The sequence below is a fragment of the Ochrobactrum sp. A-1 genome, from assembly GCF_022488005.1.
Taxonomy (GTDB): Bacteria; Pseudomonadota; Alphaproteobacteria; order Rhizobiales; family Rhizobiaceae; genus Brucella.
Map to the genome: position 1 here is coordinate 107320 of NZ_JAKVQC010000001.1, position 20070 is coordinate 127389.

Here is a 20070-nt window from a genome sequence, read left to right on the forward strand (position 1 = left end):
TCCACGGACGCGGTATGCGTTGGGCCTCGTGCCCGAAGTGACTCAGGTTCATGTCATCGATCAGATGTTGACGAAGCGGGCTGATCGCGGGCGAATTTAGTTGGTTTTGCATGGTCAGGCTCATGGTTGAAGAAGCCAGTCATTCTCTGCTCGCTCCGGGCGACACTCAATGCTGAGCACAATGGTCGCTCTGTGCCTTTACCTCAGTCGCACGCGCCTTCCCGCGAAGCGGGTTCGTTCGCCGGCACCAAGTCGGCCGTCCGTCGCATCAAAAGTGAACGGCAAGTTTCCAAGGAGGCGCGGAAGCAAATCGGGAATTCGGTGTCATCCATGAATGCAGAGAATGAGCACAGCCTTAATGGACCGCCGCTTCGAAGGAAAAACATTCAGAAACAATTGCCGTTACTGTGAAGGATGAGCTTCGGCTGTCATGTCAACACCGAGCGCACGCATCACCGCCAGTGTTGTCCCCAAAGTCGGGTTTCCGCGTCCGCTGAACGAGCGATAAAGCTGTTCCCGGGATAGACCGGGTTTGCGGGAAATTTCAGTCATGCCCTTGGCGCGGGCGACGACGCCAAGCGCCTTGGCAACATAGGCCGCATCTCCCGTTTCAAAAGCATCTGCCATAAAAGCTGCGATTTCCTCATCATCGACCAGTGCAGCCGCTGGATCATAGGTGGTTACTTTTTCAGTCATCCTGTTCACTCCATTCATTTGCGAGCTTCCTGGCAGCATTCTCACCGCAACACATTGGGTCGCAAAAAGAGCCCGACTAAAGATGAAAAATCTTTGCCGTCAGAACTGCAGAAATCCTCCAAGGAAACTGATCATATCGGTTATCCATGCAACGGCTGCATTGAACCAGTCTCTCACGACAGTAGCAACGTACACGATCGCAACCAGTCCCATGACGAGCCAGAACAGAACCGCAAAGAATTTTGCAAAAGCTTCTTCGGTCTTCGGATCGGGAGGTGAATTACAGATGTAATCGTGTCGCATCATCCTCTAACGCTCGTGTTCGCCGCGTTCCTTCTTTTGCTGCTGCTCTTGTTCTAGTTCCTGCAATCGCGGAATCTGCTGTTGCGGCGGATCTGTACGGGTTGTCTCTCCGTCCCGAACGACGGCCTTTGTTTCCATATTCGCACGATTATCGAGCTGTTTGGCACCTTCAACTTTTCCATCTGTCCGATCCCGCTCTTCAAGCACGTTCGCTTCCCAAGCCCGGCGATCGACCATTTGTTCGACACGCTGCTTCTGACCGTCGACGTCCTGTATGACGGTTTTTAAAACGCGTTCCGTCCCAGTGGACCGCAAATGAATTTCATCACCGATATCAGCGCCGGCGCGATGCAACGCATCGGGTAATCCGACACCCCAGACCGTGCGATTACCATTGGCGGTTTCGATAACGACGAACGGCGAAGGCTCGTTCTTTTCATTATTCTGATAGGGCTTCTCTCCTGTCTCGACGAGGATACCCTGAACACCCTCTTTATAGTCGTTGGTTTTGGTGTGCGGCGTTCCGGAATTATCTGCATTCTGTTGCTCTTTATCGACCTTGCTCGACTGATCCGAACCTGCAGATTGCTCCTGATCCCGGTGAACCGCATCAAGTGCCCTTCCCTCGATCGGAACAATTTCATTACGCAAATAGGACTGCTCCCGGCGAGCCAAATCTTGCCAATCCAGTTCAGTCGGCTGATAGCCCTTGACCGAAATTCCGTGCGCCTGGCCCTCCAGCCAAGTTTCACGGCGGAACTCCTTGCTCCCCGTTATCTCGATGCTCGTCCAGCCTCGATGCGCTGCTGTTTCGATCATCAATCGAACGCCCTGAGCATCGAACGATTTTGCGCGCAGCTTCTCTCCATTGTCCTGGAACACTTCGCGCTCACCCTTTGAATCGGCAAAGACTCGCTGCGTCCCCCCGTGATCCTCACGAATATAATATCGGCTCGTGATTTCACTCGGGAATGAACGATCCATTTCGGCCTGATAAGATGCTGCCGCCGCTTTCTCCTCGTCATCCATGCTCGAACGAGGTTCGTTGGCAAAATCTGCAGATGGCCGACCCGGCTCTGCTTCCGCGACAACATGCGCTGGCTTTGCAATTTCGGAATCGGGTTCCCGAGCAATCTGCATCGACGAGCTATCCTGCTCGCTTTCACGCGATGGGGTTTCGACGCTCAATCCACGCTGTTCCGTCAATTCCATATGCTCGCGCATTAGATTGACATGCTCGCGCGTATACTGCGCTACCTGATCCAGATCGGCTTTCTCCTCCGGTCCGAGATTGCGGCCAAGCCGGAACAAAGCTGTTTCAACTTCTTTCTCATATGCCTCAAAATCGCTTCTCGACATTTCGCGCACTTTGTCACCCTCCAATATGATGTTTTGCAACTTTACCAAATTGATGCGGTAATGTGACCCGAAATCTGCATGAACGATGTTAGAAGTTTTAGCTTCAGATTGAAGCGAACTGGTTGATATAACTATATCTCTTTGTTGCATGGCATACGCCGCAATCTGACGATCGCCGCTCGCCATTGCTACTTTCTCCCATCCCTGTGTTACCTTTATGGTATATTCACGGCTTCGGATGCTTCGAGCCATGCTACGCCGACCTGAGCGCTTTGCGTCATAGCGCGACTGAGCCGCCTCGCTTGTCCCTTCATGTTGCGTTCTTCCATCCCGACTAACCGGCCGAACCTGATTGCGCGTGTAGGCTGGAGCATTTGCGAACTCGCGCCTGTCGGTCATTTCCATTGCGATACCGTGTTCGCGCGCCTTTTCGGCCATAAGCTCGCGCCACTGACGAAAAACCTGTGGCGAGGTTTCCACCCGATCACCGGCATCCGAACGCATAGCGATAATGGCATGAGCATGTATATGCGGTCGCTTTCCGCCCTGCCCCATCTCCTTCGGGTCGCTGAACGGATCATGCATCGCAAATATGTAGCGATGCCCTTCGAACTGCGCGGCCAGAAAATCCCGAACAGCGCATTCGAAAGCCTGAACATTGGTGCCAGCTTTGGCAGACATGATGAGATGCATCACATCCCTGCCCTTACGGCTATGCAATTCCCGACGCCACTGCTTTTGCACCAGGTCGCCGGCGGAACGCGCATCTGAGACAACGCGCCCCTTATGATCACGAACGTCGCCCTTATGATCCTCGACCAGACTTCTCAGCTTGGCGGCGCCATATTCAACGCCATTTCCATACCCGGTAAAACGGAACCGCGCCCTCTCGAGCTCGGACGCTGCGCTTTCGTTGTAACGCCTCTGAATAATGTCCGCCGCCTTCGTGTCGCCGGTCAACCGCTCCCCTTCCATGCTGCGCAACACCAACACCCCGTCAACGTCTAAAACGCCATGCGATGGCTGCGAAACAGCATAAGCAAAGCTGCGATGACCGAATGCGCTTGCCAGACTATCCCGCACGAGTTGGTGCAAAGCTTCTTCTGTTGCGAAACCGACAGCTTCGATCGTCACCCGGAACGTTCCAATATCCCTGCTCTCGGCACGATTTTGAAACAATGGTTCCCAATCTCCACGCAACTGGGCAAGTTCCTCGCGACCCTGAAGGCGCTCACCGTTTTCCTTTTCGACGCGTATTTCCCCGCTTCGCGAAACGTAATTGACCATCGCACCGAACCGCGCACCGCCACCGTACGACGCCATTTTCACCACCGCCGGTTGACTACCCGCTGCGACTGCGGCCAAACGTGTTTCCATCGGTCTGGGGGCGGCAATCGGCTTGTTTGCCGCACTATGAACGCTCGCCAGCGCTCTTGATGTTCGCGCCCGCGTTTTGGGCACTGAGACACCGCTTGCTGCTGCGCCACCGCCTGCGATCTGTAATTCGCGCAACCTCCGGCGCATTTCTTCCTCGGCGCTTCCTGCAGCACTCGAACCAAGTGAAAGCTCATGCAGCAACGCCGCTCGGCGATGCTCCCACTCACTCTCAAAAGCCCCGAGAAAAAATTCCATGGTCGCTAGTCCTTGCTGCGGTTCCTATACCCTGACCGCTTGGTAACGCGTCTCAGTTCACTGAGAACCGCAACCTGCATCTTTTGTACGTCACCCACCACCATGCAGATTTCGCCATCTGAAACCGATTTGCCGCTATTCAGCGCTCGAGCGACCTGATTGAGATTGATGCCAATCATGCGCATATCCTCAAGCAGGAGAGACAAAAGCGCCCTGTCTTCGTCGTTGAAGATCGGTTTTATCCCGGCGCCTTGCAGCAAAACGGCCTTGAAAAATGCGCTCATCGTCATGTCGGCCGCCTTTGCGGCTGCGTCGATCGCGTCATATTCGTCCGCCGAAACACGGCTATGAATGGTTTGCGGCTTGGGTTTTGCGACCCTTATATCCTCTGAAATTGCTTCATTCATAGGCGTTGTTAGCTCCAATTCAGCGCAGCAATCGACAATCACGGACGTGTTTCGCGATTGGTCAGAAAAAAATGTAGCACATTTTTCCGTATCCTGCCTAACCAATTACGAGCAGAACCATTTAATATTCGTCTAATATGGCCTCGCTCCGCTCACCCCTTACGCCGAGGCTACGCCCCGGCGCTTCAAAGGAACTACGCTCACCAGGGTTCACCTCCAGACCGCCTTAATCGCCTTTTTGTACCCCTCGTACTCGCCAGCAAGGGACGCTACGCTCTTCGCCCTTGCCGGACTGCGTGCGAGCGGTACAGACGGCTCTTGCGCGGCTCCGGGGTTCACACTCGATTGGGAGAAACATGTTCCCAAACTCTAGTCATTGAGTGATGTGATTATTTGATGTGAACACATGGTGTGTCACATGCTTCAATGAGTGTTGTCACATCGTGTGAAACTACCTTAACTTGACATATACTCTCGCGCCGTGTGGGCAGCATTTGCCGACGCTTCGGGCAATAAATCGACACAAACAAAACCAGCATTATCCAGGTACAGGAGGGCCAGCGTGACACTTCGAATCTCTTCAGTAAGCGGCAAAGGTGGAGCGGGGAAGACGACCGCAGTCATTTTGACTGCAGGTGAACTCGCACTCAAAAATCGACGAGTATTGCTAATTGATGCCGATCCACGACAGAACTTAGCCGAATGGTGGAAGCGGTGCGAGGCCAAGGACAATGTACCGGCGTCGATTTCACTGGCGACGGCACTTCGTCAGAACAATATAGAGAAGTTAATGGCGTCACAGGAGGCCAACTATGACGCCATTTTGATCGACGCGCCGGGCGTCGATAGTGTTGTGATGGATATGATAATCGACCATTCAGATATCGTCATCACGCCCATTCAGCCCGCCCAGGATGAGATTAAAGCAGTTGGTGAAGCAGCGGAGGCAATTGCGACGCGAACGGACGTTCTTGACCGTAGTATCCCTCAAGCAGTTCTGCGAACGCGCATCACTATTGTCAATCGGCATCTCGAAGAATACCGGATCATTCGCCCTTTCGTCCAAAATTTGAGCGAACACGGATACAATTCCGTACTTCTCGATACGGAATTGATCGAACGAAATTGCTATCGAGAAATCCGCAGCGGTCTTGGCACACTACAAATGCTCGAACCGAGTGAACCGGTTCTCAAGGCCAGAGCGGAGGTGAATGCATTCGTCGAGGAGTTGGAGCAACTTAAAAAGGAACACCGCGGGGAGACTATCAATGGCTAAGGGAAAAATCTCTCTTTCTGATTTCCCTGTCGCGGAACGTCGAAAACGTTCTGTTGATCTGGATAAAGACACTGCCGCCCCGCCTATTTCTCACGTGCAAGAAGAAGGCGCTGCAAACGTTGGAAATGAATCGGCGTTCATGACATCAAGGCAGAAAAAGCAGGATAAATCTCTCGAGACAACGCCGGAACAACACCGCGCAAGTGCAATTGAAAATGCGAACCGTCGAGAACACTCCCGTAACCGACTGCGCGAGCTTCGTAAATCCCGAGAACGCGAAAGCAAACATTTCGTCAATGTTTCGCTTGATTATGAAACCAAACGTCGTCTTGAGAACGCTGCTCATGACAATGGCCTCAAAATGACGGTCATTCTTCGTGATGCCATTGATCAATATCTTAAAGATAATGGATACTGACCGTGTTCGGCCGTAGTTTTCTCGTCGGGATAGCGCTCGGAATTGCCATTGGAATCTATATTGCTCCATCGCTACACACCAAACCAGATATTCACAATGACGAACCGACGATCGCTCGTGTGGCAAAGCAAAGCTACGATGCCATCTGGCCTGATGACGAAACAGCCAAGAAAGAGCTATTTCGATTATCGAACTGGAATTACGCCGGATACGGCCATTCTTCCAAAGTGTCAGTGCTACGTTGTATTCTAATCAAAGAGCAGACCGCTGCATGCGAATTGTCTGCATCGCTAAGCTGGCTGAACGAGACCAAAGTTATCGAAGCAGTCTTCGAGGGCGCGGCCAATGATTGGCGCCTTGTGGCGGTGAAATCCAGATAACCGAAGTGACAACGTCGGCATTGGAAGCCCCAAACAACATAACGCCGAAATCGCTCTCCTGCTTCATTTCAATATAAACGCGCGTTGAAACAAGCGAACACCACCTCTGGAGTGCTGCAATTTTCAGAAAATGTGATAATGATCGCTGTTGTGGCACGGCAGGCAAAAGGGGTTTCCGCGTGAATCGTGAGGCATTGGATTTCGCTAATGATCATTCTTTGGAAAAAACCAATGATCCCGAGATCGATAAGCCGGTCTTTAGGCGTCCGGGCTTTAATGGAATAAGTACGTTTGAAGAAATCGATCAACGGCTTGCGAAATACCTACGTGATGCACGCGATAGCGCCGGCTTGAAACAAGCTGATTTTGCTCCACTCATGGGACTTTCTACGCCGGTTTATGGTCGCTATGAACGCGCGTTTTCAAAACTACACGTCACTCGCATGGTGCATATTTGCGAAGTGCTGAACGTCATGCCCATCGACATGCTTTACGAGGCAGCGCCTCATTTGTGGGGCAAAAGTGAGGAGGAAGCCAAGGATCGCGTAGAACTTGCGAAACTCGTGGCAAATCTCCCGCACAGCACTACGCGTGACTTGCTTTCGTTGGTTAAAAAAATGGCAGAATTACAAAGCCAGGTCGACGCCAAACCGCAAAGCACGGATCCAGTTAAATAGTCGAAGCTATCAATGGCAATTGCGAATAGCCGCCAATTGCTCGAATTGCGCGATCTAAATTCCAATCGTGCTCCTCGGTTCGGTATTGTATTTCAATACTTAATATGGCACTATTTATCGCACCAAATTGGATACGGAATTTGTTATGCAACGTGTAGAAGCAAATATAGCAGTCAGTGTTTCGGACCTCAAAAAGAGTCCGTCCGCAGTAATGGACGAGGCTAAGGGGGAGGCTGTCGCCGTTCTTAATCATAATCGAATTATGGCTTATATGGTACCCGCAGATGTCTATGAAGCCATGCTCGAGCAGCTGGACGATATTCGCCTTACTGAGATAATCCGGAAGCGAGCCGACGAAAAAGGAATTTCGGTCGATATCGATGCCTTATAAGCTTGAATTCTTGCCGTCGGCTCTCAAAGAATGGAATAAACTCGGCTCAACAATCCAACAGCAATTAAAGAAAAAACTGCGTGAACGCTTGGAAACGCCGCGGGTCGTTAGTGCCTCACTTCACGGTATGCCTGATCATTATAAAATAAAATTACGTCAATTAGGCTATCGGCTGGTTTATTCCGTCAACGACGACACTGTGACGGTGTTGGTCGTGGCAGTTGGAAAACGTGAGCGTGGCGATGTTTACAACACCGCTCGCACCAGAACACAGTAATAACTCATCTGTCAGACCCGATGCAGCGGGAAAAGTCCCGCTGGACCTCGAGGTCGCTTACGCGACCTCCGGTCTGTGTATCGATGTGAGCCCATGCAGATAATCGGCAACCGCCTGAGCTTTGGCTGCAGCGGTGATAATGACGCGTTTATCAGCCTTCAGGACGGCCAGTTATCCGCAGCAACCCATAATGCGAAGGAAGGCGGCCAGATTGCCTAAAGTTCGGGGTTTCGGGCCACCTTCCTCCGCATTATTTCAGAGCGTGTCGAGCCAGGCGAGAACGCTCGTATCGCGTTTCCACGAGGGCTGGCGGGTGGGTGTTTCGGGAGCACCGACCTTTTCCAATGCCTTGCGCTTTGTTTCGAGGTTGGCTCTGGCGTAGTGGTTGGTTGTGTCGAGGCTCACATGACCGAGCCAGCTACGGATGACCGTGACGTCGACGCCCGCCGATATGAGATGCACGGCGGTTGCATGCCGGAAGGCGTGGGGCGTCACATGCTTGTCGCGCAGGGTTGGTGAGGTTTCGGCCGCTGCCTTCACATAGGCGGCAAGCTTGAACCGGACCCCCGATGCGCTGAGCGGTTCGCCATAGCGGTTAACGAACAGCCTCTGGTTTGGCGCCCGTGGTTGCCGTTCGAGCAGCTTCTGCAACAATATCACGGTTTCCGGCCAGAGCGGGCAGATGCGTTCTTTTCGACCCTTTCCGGTGAGGCGCACGCAGCTCGGACTGTCGAACCGGACCGCATCGGGGCACAGATCGAGCGCTTCCTGTATTCGCGCGCCGCTGTTGTAGAGGAACGAGAGCAAGGCGTGGTCGCGCATACCTTCGAGTGTCGAACGATCAGGCTGAGCCAGGATAGCCGTCACTTCCGCCGGGTCCAGATAGCAGGGTTCCGACACCGGACCGCGCTTAATCGGGATGTTGAGGATTTCGACGCACTGGGCGATCGATCCGGGATCCTTGGTTGCAACGAAGTTGAAGAAGCTGCGTATCGCTGCAAGCCGGCAGTTTCGCGTGCCGATCTTGCCGCCGCGTTCGTGTTCGGCGTGACCGAGGAACGCAATGACCTCTCCGGCGGTTAGATCCGCCAGCGTGATCATCGCCACCTTCTTGCCTGAGCGCTTTGCGACGAACCGGAGGAAGAGTCGCCAGGCATCGCGATACGACCGGACCGTATGGATGGAGGCATTGCGCTGCTCGACCAGCCACTCGTAGAAGAACGCGCGCATCAGCCACGGGAACTGATTGTTCTTGCTCATGCCCGCACCTCCTGCCCGATATTGAGGCATGGCGCGCCCAGCACGCGGAACCGCTCATTGGCGTGATGCAGCAAGTCCTGCGTGACGGTGATGTAGACCAGGGTCGAGTTGATGTCCCGATGGCCGAGATAGGTCGCAAGGAACGGCAGACGATCCTGCGGATTGATGCCTGCCTCGTACCATTCGAGGATCCGGTTCACGACCATCGAATGCCGCAGATCGTGCAGGCGAGGTCCAGTTCGCCCCCGAGGCGGCTTCAGCCCGGCGCGGCGTATGACGTCAACCAGCAGCCAGGCGACGGCCTGCTTCGTATAGCGGTCACCACGCTGTTCGTGCCAGAACAGGCCGGAGCGCGGATCAAGGAACCCACCGGCGCGGCGTCGCGCTTCCGTATATGATCGAAGTTCTACCATCACACTGTCGGGCAGCGGCAGTATCCTGGTCTTGTAGAACTTGGTTTGGCGGATCGTGATCGTGCCGCCTTGGAAGTCCACGTCACCAAGATCGAGGCGAGCCAGTTCGCTTCGCCGCAGACCGGCGCAATAGGCGAGCAGCAGCATGGTGTAGATGCTCGACGGACGAAGCGGCGATCGAGGTGAAGGGTAAGAGCGGGCGATGTCGAGCATACGCAGCACATCGGACGGTGTGTAAATATGCGGTTTTCGCCAATGTCTGGCCACTTCCTTTTCTGGGCGCGGATCAGGTCGGCGGGGCGGGATCGATGGGTCCTGATGGCGCAGGATTTTCGTGAGGACCCGTCGGAGCTTTTCGCACTCGTTGGGATGATTGCGCGTCGTTTTCGCCGCGGACCAGTGTTCAAGCATCACCTCGAGCGGCTGGTCCTGAAGCTCCGGGTTTAGCTGAAGAAAGCGGTCGAGCCGCCATAGCCGCATCGCTTGCGCAGTGTATTTGTAACCCCGGTTGCGCATCAATGTGACGTGCTCAGCCATCATGTTGCCCAGCACACTGCCGAATGGCCTGGGTCGGTATAGTTCGGCAAGCGCGCGATCCGGATCGCTGGAGGCCAGCGCGCGCCACACCGGCTTGCACTGTTTGATATTGCAAGCCTCACGCAGACTGGCGACGGGATTGCGTTCGATCGCTCCGGTTTCTTCAAGGTGATCGAGGAAACGGTCGATAATCCGGGTGCGGTGCAGCCGTGTCGTCGAGGCCCACCGGCCAGGCGACACATGCAACCATGCCACCAGCATGTCCTTGTCGAGCTTGCCGTGGCGTTCGGCGACATCCTGGAAGATGTTGAGCGCCTGCTTGTAGTAGATGGGGCTCTGCGTGGTGCGCAGGTTGAGGCCTGCAATGTACCGCGCGATCAGCTTGCGATCAGGGTCGGGCCAGTTCGTCATGACCGCACCTCCCGTCCCGGCACGTCGAGCGCGATGGCCCGAAGGTCCTCGGTGGCGAGCTTCAGATAGGGAGCTGTGGACTCCGTAGAGCGATGCCCGAGCAGATCGCCGATCACCTTCTGCGGCACGGCGGCGCGCAGCATTTCGACGGCGCGTGCATGGCGGAAGATATGGGAGCCGCTTTTACCAGCCGGCGTGATCCCGGCAGTCGTAAGCCGCCGCCGCACCATATTGGCCAGCATGCCGAGCTTACGATAAGGCGCGCGTGTTCGGACAAAGATCTCGCGAGCATTTGTGACAGGCCGCCCCGTCTGCAGATAGGCGAGCACGGCCTCACCCACCGGCGCCATCAATGGCAGGAATGAGTTGGCCCGGGTCTTGGTGTGCCTGATGCGGATCACTTCCGCCCGCCAGTCGATATCCTCGATCCGCAGGTTGCAGATTTCGCCCGATCTCAAGCCATAGGTCGCCAGCAATTGCAGGATGGCATGATCCCGCAGGCCCGTCGGCGTCTTATCCTCCCCCGAGGACTGCAAAACCGCCGTGACCTGATCGGGCGTAAGGATCGATGGCACCCCTTCATACGCATAGAGCAAGGGGGCGATGACATGCGGCGATAAATCGATGGCGACGCGCCCTGTTCGATGGAGATAGCGCAGCATCGAGCGAAGGCGCTCCGCCACATCCTTCACAGACCGGCGCGTCTGATGAGGGCTGCGCGTGTCCATGTAACGGTCGATGTCGCTGACGGTCATTGCCATCAGGCTGTCGGGACCGTGCCGATCGAGCTGCCAGACCAGAAAGTTACGGCCCTCCCACATCAGCGCGTCGATGCTGGCCGTAGCAAGGCCTCGTTCTTCGCGCAGCCAGGTCTCGTACTCGTCGCAGATGGCAAAGCGCAGTGCGTCGGCCGCGCAGGTCGCTTTCGGCGGGGACGGCCATTGGCCCTGTGCAAGCCGCAGCAAGGCATGGATTCCGGAGCGCGGGATAGAGTGCCAGTATGGCCCCGGAGATCGACCATGGCGCTTCCGGAACAGCGCTACCGCATGATGCAGGTAATGAACCACCTGCGTCTCGGTCACCTCCACAACATCGATGTTCTGCTGTGCAAGGTATTCGACGAACCCGCGCGCATAGGCGCAGTAGTTGCCGATCACCACCGGGCTGTATCGTTGGTTGGTCAGTACAATTCTGAGCTCGGCGATGAGCTCGTAATCAGCATTCAACATTATTGATTCCTCTGCTTGTCAAAACGACAGCAAAGGTCCGGCACAAAATAATGCTGAGCAAATCCCGCTCGCGGAAGCTGGAACCCCGCGGATTTCCAGCGGTGCGGCCGCCTTCCTTCGCATTATGGGCTGCTGCGGATAACTCAAGTTATGCTCACCTCGTCATAACTTCAGCCAATTTTCGATATAAGCGGCTGTGTTTTCGCCAGGATCATGAGCCACGCCCAGGTCAGCGCAAAGGAATGCTGCGGACAGTTCGGCGACGAGTTCTTCGACCGCGTAAGCGTTGGTGCCGAAGCGGCCAGACAGATCGCGATCAAGGCGATGTTTTGCGCCCGACCAGTGACCAATTTCGTGCAGAAGTGACGAATAAAGGTGGACGTCGCTTAGAAAACGCTCGCGGTCGGGCATGAGAATGTCGTCAGGTCCAGGACGATAGCAAGCCTTCGTGCCGCCATAGTGAACGACAGCCCCGGTCTTGCGAACAAAGGTGTCGACGGTTTCGTTGCGCGGCACCGGCGCCGTCGGCATCAGTTCAGCTGGGCTGTAATAGTCGGCAGGCAGGTTCTCGATCTGCTCTACGTTGAATACCGTGTATCCCTTGAGATAAGAGATTGAACGGTCGTCTTCGGCGTCCTGATCCTTGCGCGTAAAGGTGCCATATTTGACGACGAGCGATCCGCGTTCGCCCTTCCGGACCTGACCGCCGAGATCCTTTGCCTGACGATAGGTCATCCAGGTGGTCTCCTCGTAGCCGTTCATCTGCGACGCGATCCAGAGCATGAGAACATTGATGCCGCGATAGGCTTCACCACTGGATCGGCGCGGGATGATGGTGGTCGGGCGGGTATTTCCGCGCCAAGGCCGCACCCAGGGTTTGGTGCCCGCTTCCAGCTGCTCGATGATGAGGTCTGTGATGCGCTGATAGGTGTCGCTGACGTTGTTCATGGCCGTCTCCATTCGTTGGTTGACGGCAAGAAACGGAGATAGCCGAGACGAGCCCATGCACCCTTTGGGCCGCAACAGGAGTGGAGGACCGCGAAGCGGTTGCATGGGGGAGTGGCTATCGCAGCTTGTCCGTCAATCAGCCAACGAGTGGGGCGGGCTAAATGTCACTCACCGAAGTTAACAGACTGGCTCTCTGCGCAGAGGGTTGCACCTCTTATCGTTCGCGGTCGTCGGAATCCCGCTCGGGCTGCTTTTGCGCCGACAGCTCCGCAAGCCGGGATGGGTCCGCGGCTATTTTCTGCTCTGGCGACATTCGCTCGACGGTGGGATTATCTGCATTTCTGACCTGATCCGGGCGCGACAGGCGGGAGAAGTCAGAACGTGCCGTAAATGTGATTTCGGAATCGTCATCGGGCAACCGCTCTGGAAGGTCGGCGCGATCGACGGCGACAATCCCGTGGTCGGTAACAAGGCTGGCTACACGTATATCGTGCCCGAGAACCTGACCTGAAATCTGTTCGCCGGCCTGGCGGTGCGCACGTTGTGCTCGAAAGCATTCTCACCGCGCATTTCCAAATCGACGAACGCAGCTCTTATGGCTTCCTGCCGGTTTGGATCGATCGCGTCTTCAAAGATATGTTTCATCGCCGGACTGGAGCGCTCGTTGGTCGTCGCGATCGATGCGTCGATCATACGCGGCTTGGTAATGACCGTGAAGTCAACCTCATGACCATATTCGCGACCGATGGATGCTAGCAGTGCCTCCTGGGCCCGTCCGTTGCCTTCTCGAAACGGGTGCACGTAATTCAACTCTGCCAAGACTTTTCCAGCGATTTCGGCGAACTGTTCGCCCGACGATCCACGCACTATCTCGGGATTCCTGATGGGTCTAAAGGCTTCGTCCAAGCCCATCTCGATACGTGAACCGTGCAGGAACGAGGTTCCGCCTTTCGACAGATTACCAATCGGCTCCACTCTCTGGCCGTCAACGACCGGGCTTTCATCGCGGGTATGACCGGCCCATTCATAAATGTCTTGGAAAATATGACCATGAATGGCCTTCAGATGTTGCGCGTCGAAAGTCCCTTTCGGGCCGTCTCCTTCGGCAATTTCAGCCATCCGGAAAGCTGCCGCGCGATATTCTTCGACGCGTAGTTCCTTATGCGACTGGATCCCAAGTTTGTTGCGCAGCACATCCCTGCGGTCCGGATCGCCCGATGTGTTCGGATATGTATAGGAACCGTTGGATTCCGTTTCAGCCATGGCGAAAACCAATAAAAAGCCGCCTGCCCTGGGCAGGCGGCATCAAACTAAAAATATTGAGGTTGAACTACTGTGGTTTGCGGACTACGCGATCTCTGTATTCGTCGCGCGTGATATCGCCGGCGACATAGGCCGCTGTTGCCTCTTCCAACAGTGGATCGTGGATATAGCCCTGTCGCATATTTGCGGCGCGCGCCTGATCCGTAGCCTTTTTGCGCCTGGCAACAGCTTCCGGAGATCGATCCGGACGGGGGGCATGCACGTTCATCTTCAAAACTCCTGTTGCAATTAACGCTAGCACAAAAGGCGACCAAAATCCAGAAAACAAAGGGATTTTCGGCACTTTCGGTGTAGTGCGCCCGGCACTCAGCCGGGCGCTGTTGCGCTATCAATTGCGCGGTTCCCATTCGAGAACGGCCTGAAGGCTTGGGTCGTCCTGTCCGCCGAAGCGACCGAGGTTGGCGTTGTAATTCAAGCGGCGGATCGAGAGATTGCGCTTAAAGCCTTCGCCGTCGGCCTTTGCCTTTCTCCAGATCCCGCCAACTTCGATATTGAAGCCACGTGGGGATTTGGCGAAAACGCGGTGCGTAGGAGCGTCAGGGTTTTCCGAATTGAAAGGCACGACCTCAATGTCGATGTCGTCAGTTAGGGTCGAGATGCGGCCTTTGCCGGAAGCGGTGTCGAGGTCTTCGCTAGAGAACTGGATGAAGTTGGTGATTTCGTTGGCCATGGTATTCACTCCTCTATGTGGTTGCGATGATTGTTCACTGGCACGGCGGTAAGCGGTGTTGCACCCTTGGGCTTGAGCGCAGCGGAGGAAGCCGAGGGCCGAAAATTTGTCGCGCGAGGAGCCGCAGGCGGGGAAATTTTTCAGGCTTCCGGCTTTGCGGCAACCGCGTCGACGTGCGAACGAGCGTCAAAAGCAACCGAATTAGAGGCGTGCTCTATGCGCCAATATGGCAATTCGTCTCGGCGGCACAGACCGTTTGTATGGTACCGAAATTGTCACGCATGATAGCCGTATATAGCGCATTTTCAACAGAAATCGTGTAATCTTGCCAAGTTTAGATAACCGGATCGGTTCTCTACGTTGATCATCCTATAATGCCAATATGGCTGTGCACTGGCGGACTTAGCTGGAGGCATGGGCCCGTCGATAGAGATGCGGGCTCTCTATGTCCTCCGCCCAGATTAAAAGCAACCGCTCGCGTGCTACATTCTCAGCATACCCATATTCGACAATGTCGAGGCTGTGGTTTCGCGGCAAATAGCGTAACATCGCTTCAGCCTGATCGGCGAGCAACCAGGCTGCATGACCACGTCTTGCCGCTCAAAAAGCTGCTCTCCTCCTTTTGGCAAGCGTCGATTGCGGCCATAAGGCCACCGCTGCGGCGAAAACGTAGCGAAAGATCATTGCATTCCTTCCATTCCATGACGGGCAGCAAGCCCGAAAACCGAGCGCGCAAGATGCAGTTCGCCGGCGGCTGCGCGCGCTGTCATGGCGCGCAAATAGCCGCCCGGCGATTTCACTTGCCTCTCGTCGAACTTCTGCAGCGTGATCGCGATGGCAATAGCGGCGGCCTGTTCTCCCATCTGATCGACAGCGCGGCAGCGCGCATCTTCGGAAATGCCCGCCATGCGGCAAATTTGCGGGGCGAGCCGGGCCAATTCAGTCCAGGTGCGAGGGCGCGATACTCCGTAAGTCGTCAGTGCCGGTATTGCCCGTAACAGATCTTGAAGGGCCACTAACGCTTGTGGGGAGTAGTGCGGTTGATTGACCTGGCTCGAATTGCGCTCCAAGCTTTTCTCTAGAGCTTTCTTACCGGCGAAGCCGGTTTTAGGGAAACTGAGTTGTTCGGCGTATGCCGAACGCATTTCATCTTTACGATATTCAAGGGAATAGGGGTTTGTAATCTGTTTGTGCATGTCGTTTTCGACATATTGGCGTGTCGAATCTTCGTTTCTTGCGGAAGGCTGCTCACCGTGAGGCAGCTGCATTACCTTCTCGATGATCCATTCAATTAAGCCTGTTGCGCGTCGGAGAACGCTGCTGGATGCCTTGGTCGCGATGCCTACGGCATCGAGAACACGCGCGAAACGCTGCTCGATCATGGCGCGCAGACGGGCGGGCAGTTCCTCCATAGAGGCGAGTGCGTAACGCAGATTGCGAACAGCACCGCGATAGCGGCGCAGGTTCGCATTGTGTGCTTTCTTTTCCGCCTTTGCATGCCGTACCATTCCACTGAGTTCCACGAAGCGGGCAATGAGAACGCGCAGATCAATACCGCAAGCGTCGGCAATACTGTCGTCCCCATCACGCACCGGATAGCGTTTATAGTTGCCGCTATCTTGCATGGTAATAACACCGGCATCAAACAGCCGGGACAACACACGGCTGACACGTCCCTCGGATCGCCCGATTTCGAACGCAAGCGCAGCGTTGGATTTGAACACGATCGGTCGGCCACCTTTGTCATAGCTGTCTGCTGGAGCCGTATTGATCAGTACAACAAGCAAGTGCGCCTCTGTGCCGTTGATGAGGCCAAGGCAAGGGAGTGACTGCGCAAGTCCGATCAGTTGGCCGCGTGTCACCGTTCCAATTTCCGCAGTCTGAGCCAGCCGCCGAAACTCGGTTCGTTGTGATGTCTGTTTGCGGCCGACCCGCCGCACAGGCTGTAGGGCTTCCCCCATACTCCTCGTCTCCTCTTAGGGACCAGGCAAAGCTTTCCCGTTCGCCGAAAAGCGTTTTGTATTGACTTTGGAAGTTGGGAGTGCGACTTTATTTTTACGGAATATTTGAAATTTGCACCCCGCTTCCGGATTTTTTCGGGAGCGGTTTTTCTTTTAAGGTCCGGACAGAAATCTCCTTGAAAAGGTCAAGCATTACTTCGGCATCATGTTACCGATTTGGTATCGTCAGACAACCCTAAATTTCTCGTTCATTCTTCCTCAACGGCATTCAAAGGCCTTAGCAGCTGATAACTGGCATCTAACCCCGGTTTCAATATTACCATTTAGGGTATCTATTGGAACGTAGCGGTCAAGAAAATTGCCATCATTTGAATGAGGCCTCCGGCAACCCTACAGCGCAAATTAAAAGCGCGGGTGCCTCCGGCCTGCTCCCTTCGCTACGCTCTCTTCGCAAATAAAGTCCTCGCATTGGAACTACCGCGTAGGCGATTCATTATTTCCGGCTAAAACACATATCGATGCTATACGTGCATCATCGTTGGGCTACATTTCTGCAGGTCAATCGCAAAGCTGCACCGGTCATCCATCACCCACGGTTGTCACCGGTAGCAAAACTCTCAATGTTGTGAGCCGCTCGATATTCTGTGCGGCTAGAGCAGGTGTTCATGACATTGTCTGGCTTGCCACACCAGTTTTGACGTCGGTTCGACTTGATTCATCTAGTCGACGGCTGTAGGATTAAATCCTACAAAGGAGGTATGCACCATGCGCCGCTCCACACAACAATTCAGCATTACCCTGCCCAATGAAATGGCCGAAACGGTCAGGGCCAAAGTTGCAGCAGGCGAGTATGCCACCGAAAGCGAGGTGTTCCGTGACGGCCTGCGCGCACTTGCAGCCCGCGACAAGGCCGTCGAGGCCTGGCTGCGCAACGAAGTCGTTTCGGCTGCCGCCGCCCTTGACGCCGATCCGGGCCGAGCACTTAGTTCTGTGCAACTGCGCGCCCAGCTAGCTGCCAGGCGCACCAGCAGGAAAACCGTCAGCCCGTGAAACGCTTCGCTGTCGAATATGCCCCCGAGGCCCTTGATCAATTGGCGGTCATAGAATCCTATATCGCAGAGGCGGGTTCGCCGGAAGCTGGCGAACGTTTTGTTGATGAAATCGTTTCCCATTGCGACGCTCTGGAAAGTTTCCCCGAGCGTGGTGCAGCGCGTGACGACCTGCTGCCAGGCTTGCGCACGCTCGGTTTCCGCCGTCGTGTCTTGATCGCCTACACGACTGATCGCACAAATCAGATAGTTCGCATTCTTGGTATTTACTATGGTGGTCAGGATTACGAAGGTCGGCTTGTCGGCCAACAATCTGATTAAAACCAATTATTCAACAAAAGCCGACGAGTATCGATTTTCGCAGAGCACTAACCTCCTTTAGTCCCAAGCAAAGATGGTAGGTTTAGTGCTGATCTGAAAAGCAGCGCTCATCGCTTCACACACCATTCCTGCCCGGCAGGAACTGACCCTTAGGTTTTATCGTGCACTCGTTGGCCTTATATTGGGTAACCAGTGTTCTCGATCAGAAACGGACCCCTGCCCGAACATTGTGTGGTATGTCCCGGCGGTCCGGGAAGAGCGTCGGGGATTTAGATGATGTGGACGATGACCATGAACGTCGCAACACAGCACATGCACACCATAATGACGTATCGTACAGAAAACAGGTCGCTGAACCAATCGTTGAAACGATGATCCTGTGCTGATTTCGACCGTTCCGTCGTCAGACGGTGACAGGCTGTAAAACAGTGAACAGCGCCCCACCGTCGCGGTCCAGATCCTGAATATCCAGGAGAAGCAAGCCTCCGGATTCAGGCACGGCAAGTTCTGTCTTTGTGGCATTCATTGCCGCTGCAACGGCCTTTTTGTTTCCCCACACTTTTCCACGCCTGGTCACATGCGGACCATCTTCAGGGTTAGCGATGCTGAATTCAACGCCGCCCACATCAACGCCGTCGCAGATGAGATTTCCCGTTCCATGCAACAATGTAACAGCCATCGCTATTCCCTGTGTCTTAATCAAAATCATCCGAAGCTTGTCAGTTTTCAGAACCATCCTGCTTCGCTTTCAACCGCTCATTCAATAGGAGCTTGAGCCGGGCATTTTCCGCTTCCAGCTCTTCCAGTTCTTCGTCTGTCACCGGTCCGTCTTCAGTCTGGGGGCCTGGCTTTCTCACGCGCCGTTGCTTTTGCGGTGATTTGAGAACGGGAGGCGAGGCTAGAATTTCATCTATCCCCTCCTCTTTCCGCTCGGGCCCCACAACAACTGGCGCTTCTTGAGGGACCTTCGGCTCTTCAGCGGACGATAACACCTCAGAAGAAGCGACGGGCTCGACCTTTGGGGCTGCTGCCTTGCCATTTCTTTCATCGGGATCTTTGGTCGTAACTTTGATGGATAGTCGCGTTGGCAATATAGGTTCAGGCTGCTCAGAGCTTTCGTCAGCTGCAGGTCCAATATCAGGCAATTCATCCGGCAAAGTCGACTTCTTCCGCGATCGCCAGTTCTTCAACCTCGCAACGAGACGTTCCCCCAGTGACTTCATCGTGATCGACCTCCCTATACCTGCCGCAACAGTATGCAGAAATGTTGTCAGCTTAAGCCCGACAACTCAATAGTTTTGGCGACCACAGCCGTTACACATGTCACCAGAACGCATGAACAGATCAGTTATCGAGGACGGCAGGACAGTCTTGGCGACCGTTTCTCTACTGCTGTTCCAATCGTCGGAGCATTTTGAGCAACTGTCTGTTCTCCATGCGCAAACTGGCGGCCAGTTCACGTTTCAGATCGGCATTCTCTATTTCAAGAGCTGACAATTCAGCCTGAATATCGGGCTCGGCTGCGATTCGACTTACCGCTTCTCGTTTAACCGGGACTGATTTTTTCTTACGACGTGGAACAGACGGCTTTTTCTCACTGACAACAGGATTTCCCGCCATGTTTGCCGTTTGCAGCTCTTCCATTGCAAGGGGTGCTTCTTCCGGTTTCGAGGCGTCCATGTTGGAAAGTTCTGGCTCGGTCAGAGCCTCTTCAACTTGCTCGATGACCGGCTCAGCATGCGCCACAACTTTTGTAGTGGCGTTCTCAGTTCTGCGCTCGATCAGCTTGGATAGATCAGGCTGGGCCCGAACCTCCACTGGAGATTGGGGCGCATCGGCCTCCACTTGCCGGGCAATCGACTTCAGATCCAGATTTCCCCACAAAGATGACGAGCCCTTGCGAGTACGCTTGTTCTTATATTCAACGACAATATTACGGTTTGGATTTTTCATCCGTGAGTAGCTTTCCAGAGGAGATTTGAAGGTACGCTCCGCGCGTCTCAAAGGGCTTTTAGCAGTAGCTACAAATTATGCGGCGGATTTTCAACACTTAACAGAATCTCCGACCTGATCGATATGTCCTGAAAGCAAGTCTATCTCATCTTGAACACATGATGTACACGGCCTTATTG

At 54.7% G+C, this 20070-nt stretch carries 23 protein-coding genes and 2 pseudogenes; 9 read left to right on the plus strand and 16 right to left on the minus strand.

The features are described from left to right. Nucleotides 1–402: 402 nt before the first annotated feature. The 4 genes from MKS82_RS00585 to MKS82_RS00600 all read right to left on the minus strand — a co-directional run bounded on the left by MKS82_RS00585 (nucleotide 403) and on the right by MKS82_RS00600 (nucleotide 4397). A complete protein-coding gene (locus MKS82_RS00585; protein ID WP_109989451.1) occupies nucleotides 403–696 on the minus strand; it encodes an addiction module antidote protein in 294 nt (97 codons plus the stop codon). 99 nt (nucleotides 697–795) lie between these two features. After that, a complete protein-coding gene (locus tag MKS82_RS00590) occupies nucleotides 796–1002 on the minus strand; it encodes a hypothetical protein (RefSeq protein ID WP_109989452.1) in 207 nt (68 codons plus the stop codon). A gap of 3 nt (nucleotides 1003–1005) precedes the next feature. Next, complete coding sequence (locus tag MKS82_RS00595) at nucleotides 1006–3990, minus strand: LPD7 domain-containing protein (RefSeq protein WP_109989453.1); 2985 nt, start codon at nucleotides 3988–3990, stop codon at nucleotides 1006–1008. Between the two features lie 5 nt (nucleotides 3991–3995). Further along, entirely contained in the window at nucleotides 3996–4397 is a 402-nt protein-coding gene (locus MKS82_RS00600; RefSeq protein ID WP_181394333.1) for a plasmid mobilization protein, read from the minus strand. Nucleotides 4398–4959: 562 nt separating this feature from the next. Between MKS82_RS00600 and MKS82_RS00605 the strand changes: the two genes are divergently transcribed. The 6 genes from MKS82_RS00605 (at nucleotide 4960) to MKS82_RS00630 (ending at nucleotide 7816) form a co-directional block, all read left to right on the plus strand. Then, complete coding sequence (locus MKS82_RS00605) at nucleotides 4960–5673, plus strand: ParA family protein (RefSeq protein ID WP_109989455.1); 714 nt, start codon at nucleotides 4960–4962, stop codon at nucleotides 5671–5673. Then, nucleotides 5666–6091, plus strand: coding sequence for a hypothetical protein (locus MKS82_RS00610; protein WP_109989456.1), 426 nt, complete (start codon nucleotides 5666–5668; stop codon nucleotides 6089–6091). Before MKS82_RS00605 ends, MKS82_RS00610 begins: the two co-directional genes overlap by 8 nt. A 2-nt stretch (nucleotides 6092–6093) precedes the next feature. Beyond that, a complete protein-coding gene (locus tag MKS82_RS00615) occupies nucleotides 6094–6471 on the plus strand; it encodes a hypothetical protein (protein WP_109989457.1) in 378 nt (125 codons plus the stop codon). A gap of 179 nt (nucleotides 6472–6650) precedes the next feature. Continuing rightward, on the plus strand, nucleotides 6651–7148 hold the full coding sequence (locus MKS82_RS00620; RefSeq protein WP_109989458.1) for a helix-turn-helix domain-containing protein: 498 nt from the start codon (nucleotides 6651–6653) through the stop codon (nucleotides 7146–7148). A gap of 145 nt (nucleotides 7149–7293) precedes the next feature. After that, nucleotides 7294–7539, plus strand: a complete 246-nt coding sequence (locus tag MKS82_RS00625) for a type II toxin-antitoxin system Phd/YefM family antitoxin (protein WP_109989459.1) — start codon at nucleotides 7294–7296, stop codon at nucleotides 7537–7539. Next, entirely contained in the window at nucleotides 7529–7816 is a 288-nt protein-coding gene (locus MKS82_RS00630) for a type II toxin-antitoxin system RelE family toxin (protein ID WP_180350248.1), read from the plus strand. Before MKS82_RS00625 ends, MKS82_RS00630 begins: the two co-directional genes overlap by 11 nt. Before the next feature lie 57 nt (nucleotides 7817–7873). On the opposite strand, the pseudogene MKS82_RS29605 reads toward MKS82_RS00630, so the two are convergent. From MKS82_RS29605 to MKS82_RS00650, 5 genes and pseudogenes are all read right to left on the minus strand, one after another. After that, a pseudogene (locus MKS82_RS29605) lies at nucleotides 7874–7987 on the minus strand (antirestriction protein); the annotation flags it as partial. 84 nt (nucleotides 7988–8071) lie between these two features. After that, nucleotides 8072–9076, minus strand: a complete 1005-nt coding sequence (locus MKS82_RS00635) for a site-specific integrase (protein WP_125302977.1) — start codon at nucleotides 9074–9076, stop codon at nucleotides 8072–8074. Then, nucleotides 9073–10437: a tyrosine-type recombinase/integrase gene (locus tag MKS82_RS00640; RefSeq protein ID WP_125302979.1), complete on the minus strand. Its 1365-nt coding sequence runs from the start codon at nucleotides 10435–10437 to the stop codon at nucleotides 9073–9075. The genes MKS82_RS00635 and MKS82_RS00640 overlap by 4 nt, the downstream gene beginning before the upstream one ends. Further along, a complete protein-coding gene (locus MKS82_RS00645) occupies nucleotides 10434–11666 on the minus strand; it encodes a site-specific integrase (RefSeq protein ID WP_125302982.1) in 1233 nt (410 codons plus the stop codon). The genes MKS82_RS00640 and MKS82_RS00645 overlap by 4 nt, the downstream gene beginning before the upstream one ends. A gap of 165 nt (nucleotides 11667–11831) precedes the next feature. Further along, nucleotides 11832–12614: pseudogene (locus MKS82_RS00650) on the minus strand (ArdC family protein); the annotation flags it as partial. A gap of 205 nt (nucleotides 12615–12819) precedes the next feature. Here MKS82_RS00650 and MKS82_RS29610 point away from each other — a divergent pair. Further along, on the plus strand, nucleotides 12820–13125 hold the full coding sequence (locus MKS82_RS29610; RefSeq protein ID WP_445558046.1) for a hypothetical protein: 306 nt from the start codon (nucleotides 12820–12822) through the stop codon (nucleotides 13123–13125). On the opposite strand, the gene MKS82_RS00655 is transcribed toward MKS82_RS29610, so the two are convergent. From MKS82_RS00655 to repC, 4 genes are all read right to left on the minus strand, one after another. After that, on the minus strand, nucleotides 13092–13877 hold the full coding sequence (locus MKS82_RS00655) for a Fic/DOC family protein (RefSeq protein ID WP_445558047.1): 786 nt from the start codon (nucleotides 13875–13877) through the stop codon (nucleotides 13092–13094). The two genes, MKS82_RS29610 and MKS82_RS00655, sit on opposite strands and share 34 nt — an antisense overlap. A 67-nt stretch (nucleotides 13878–13944) precedes the next feature. Next, nucleotides 13945–14145, minus strand: coding sequence for an antitoxin VbhA family protein (locus tag MKS82_RS00660; protein ID WP_128095055.1), 201 nt, complete (start codon nucleotides 14143–14145; stop codon nucleotides 13945–13947). Between the two features lie 120 nt (nucleotides 14146–14265). Continuing rightward, entirely contained in the window at nucleotides 14266–14607 is a 342-nt protein-coding gene (locus MKS82_RS00665; protein WP_240578226.1) for a DUF736 family protein, read from the minus strand. 680 nt (nucleotides 14608–15287) lie between these two features. Further along, nucleotides 15288–16568, minus strand: a complete 1281-nt coding sequence (gene repC / locus MKS82_RS00670; protein ID WP_151558871.1) for a plasmid replication protein RepC — start codon at nucleotides 16566–16568, stop codon at nucleotides 15288–15290. Nucleotides 16569–17333: 765 nt separating this feature from the next. Here repC and MKS82_RS00675 point away from each other — a divergent pair. After that, a complete protein-coding gene (locus MKS82_RS00675; RefSeq protein WP_109989492.1) occupies nucleotides 17334–17618 on the plus strand; it encodes a ribbon-helix-helix domain-containing protein in 285 nt (94 codons plus the stop codon). Further along, nucleotides 17615–17938, plus strand: coding sequence for a type II toxin-antitoxin system RelE/ParE family toxin (locus tag MKS82_RS00680; RefSeq protein ID WP_109989491.1), 324 nt, complete (start codon nucleotides 17615–17617; stop codon nucleotides 17936–17938). The genes MKS82_RS00675 and MKS82_RS00680 overlap by 4 nt, the downstream gene beginning before the upstream one ends. Before the next feature lie 403 nt (nucleotides 17939–18341). On the opposite strand, the gene MKS82_RS00685 is transcribed toward MKS82_RS00680, so the two are convergent. The 3 genes from MKS82_RS00685 to MKS82_RS00695 form a co-directional block, all read right to left on the minus strand. Then, nucleotides 18342–18674 carry a hypothetical protein gene (locus MKS82_RS00685; RefSeq protein WP_235914824.1) on the minus strand — a complete coding sequence of 111 codons (333 nt, stop codon included), beginning with the start codon at nucleotides 18672–18674 and terminating at the stop codon, nucleotides 18342–18344. Then, nucleotides 18658–19161 carry a hypothetical protein gene (locus tag MKS82_RS00690; RefSeq protein ID WP_109989490.1) on the minus strand — a complete coding sequence of 168 codons (504 nt, stop codon included), beginning with the start codon at nucleotides 19159–19161 and terminating at the stop codon, nucleotides 18658–18660. Before MKS82_RS00690 ends, MKS82_RS00685 begins: the two co-directional genes overlap by 17 nt. A 163-nt stretch (nucleotides 19162–19324) precedes the next feature. Continuing rightward, complete coding sequence (locus tag MKS82_RS00695) at nucleotides 19325–19891, minus strand: hypothetical protein (protein WP_109989489.1); 567 nt, start codon at nucleotides 19889–19891, stop codon at nucleotides 19325–19327. Nucleotides 19892–20070 lie beyond the last annotated feature (179 nt).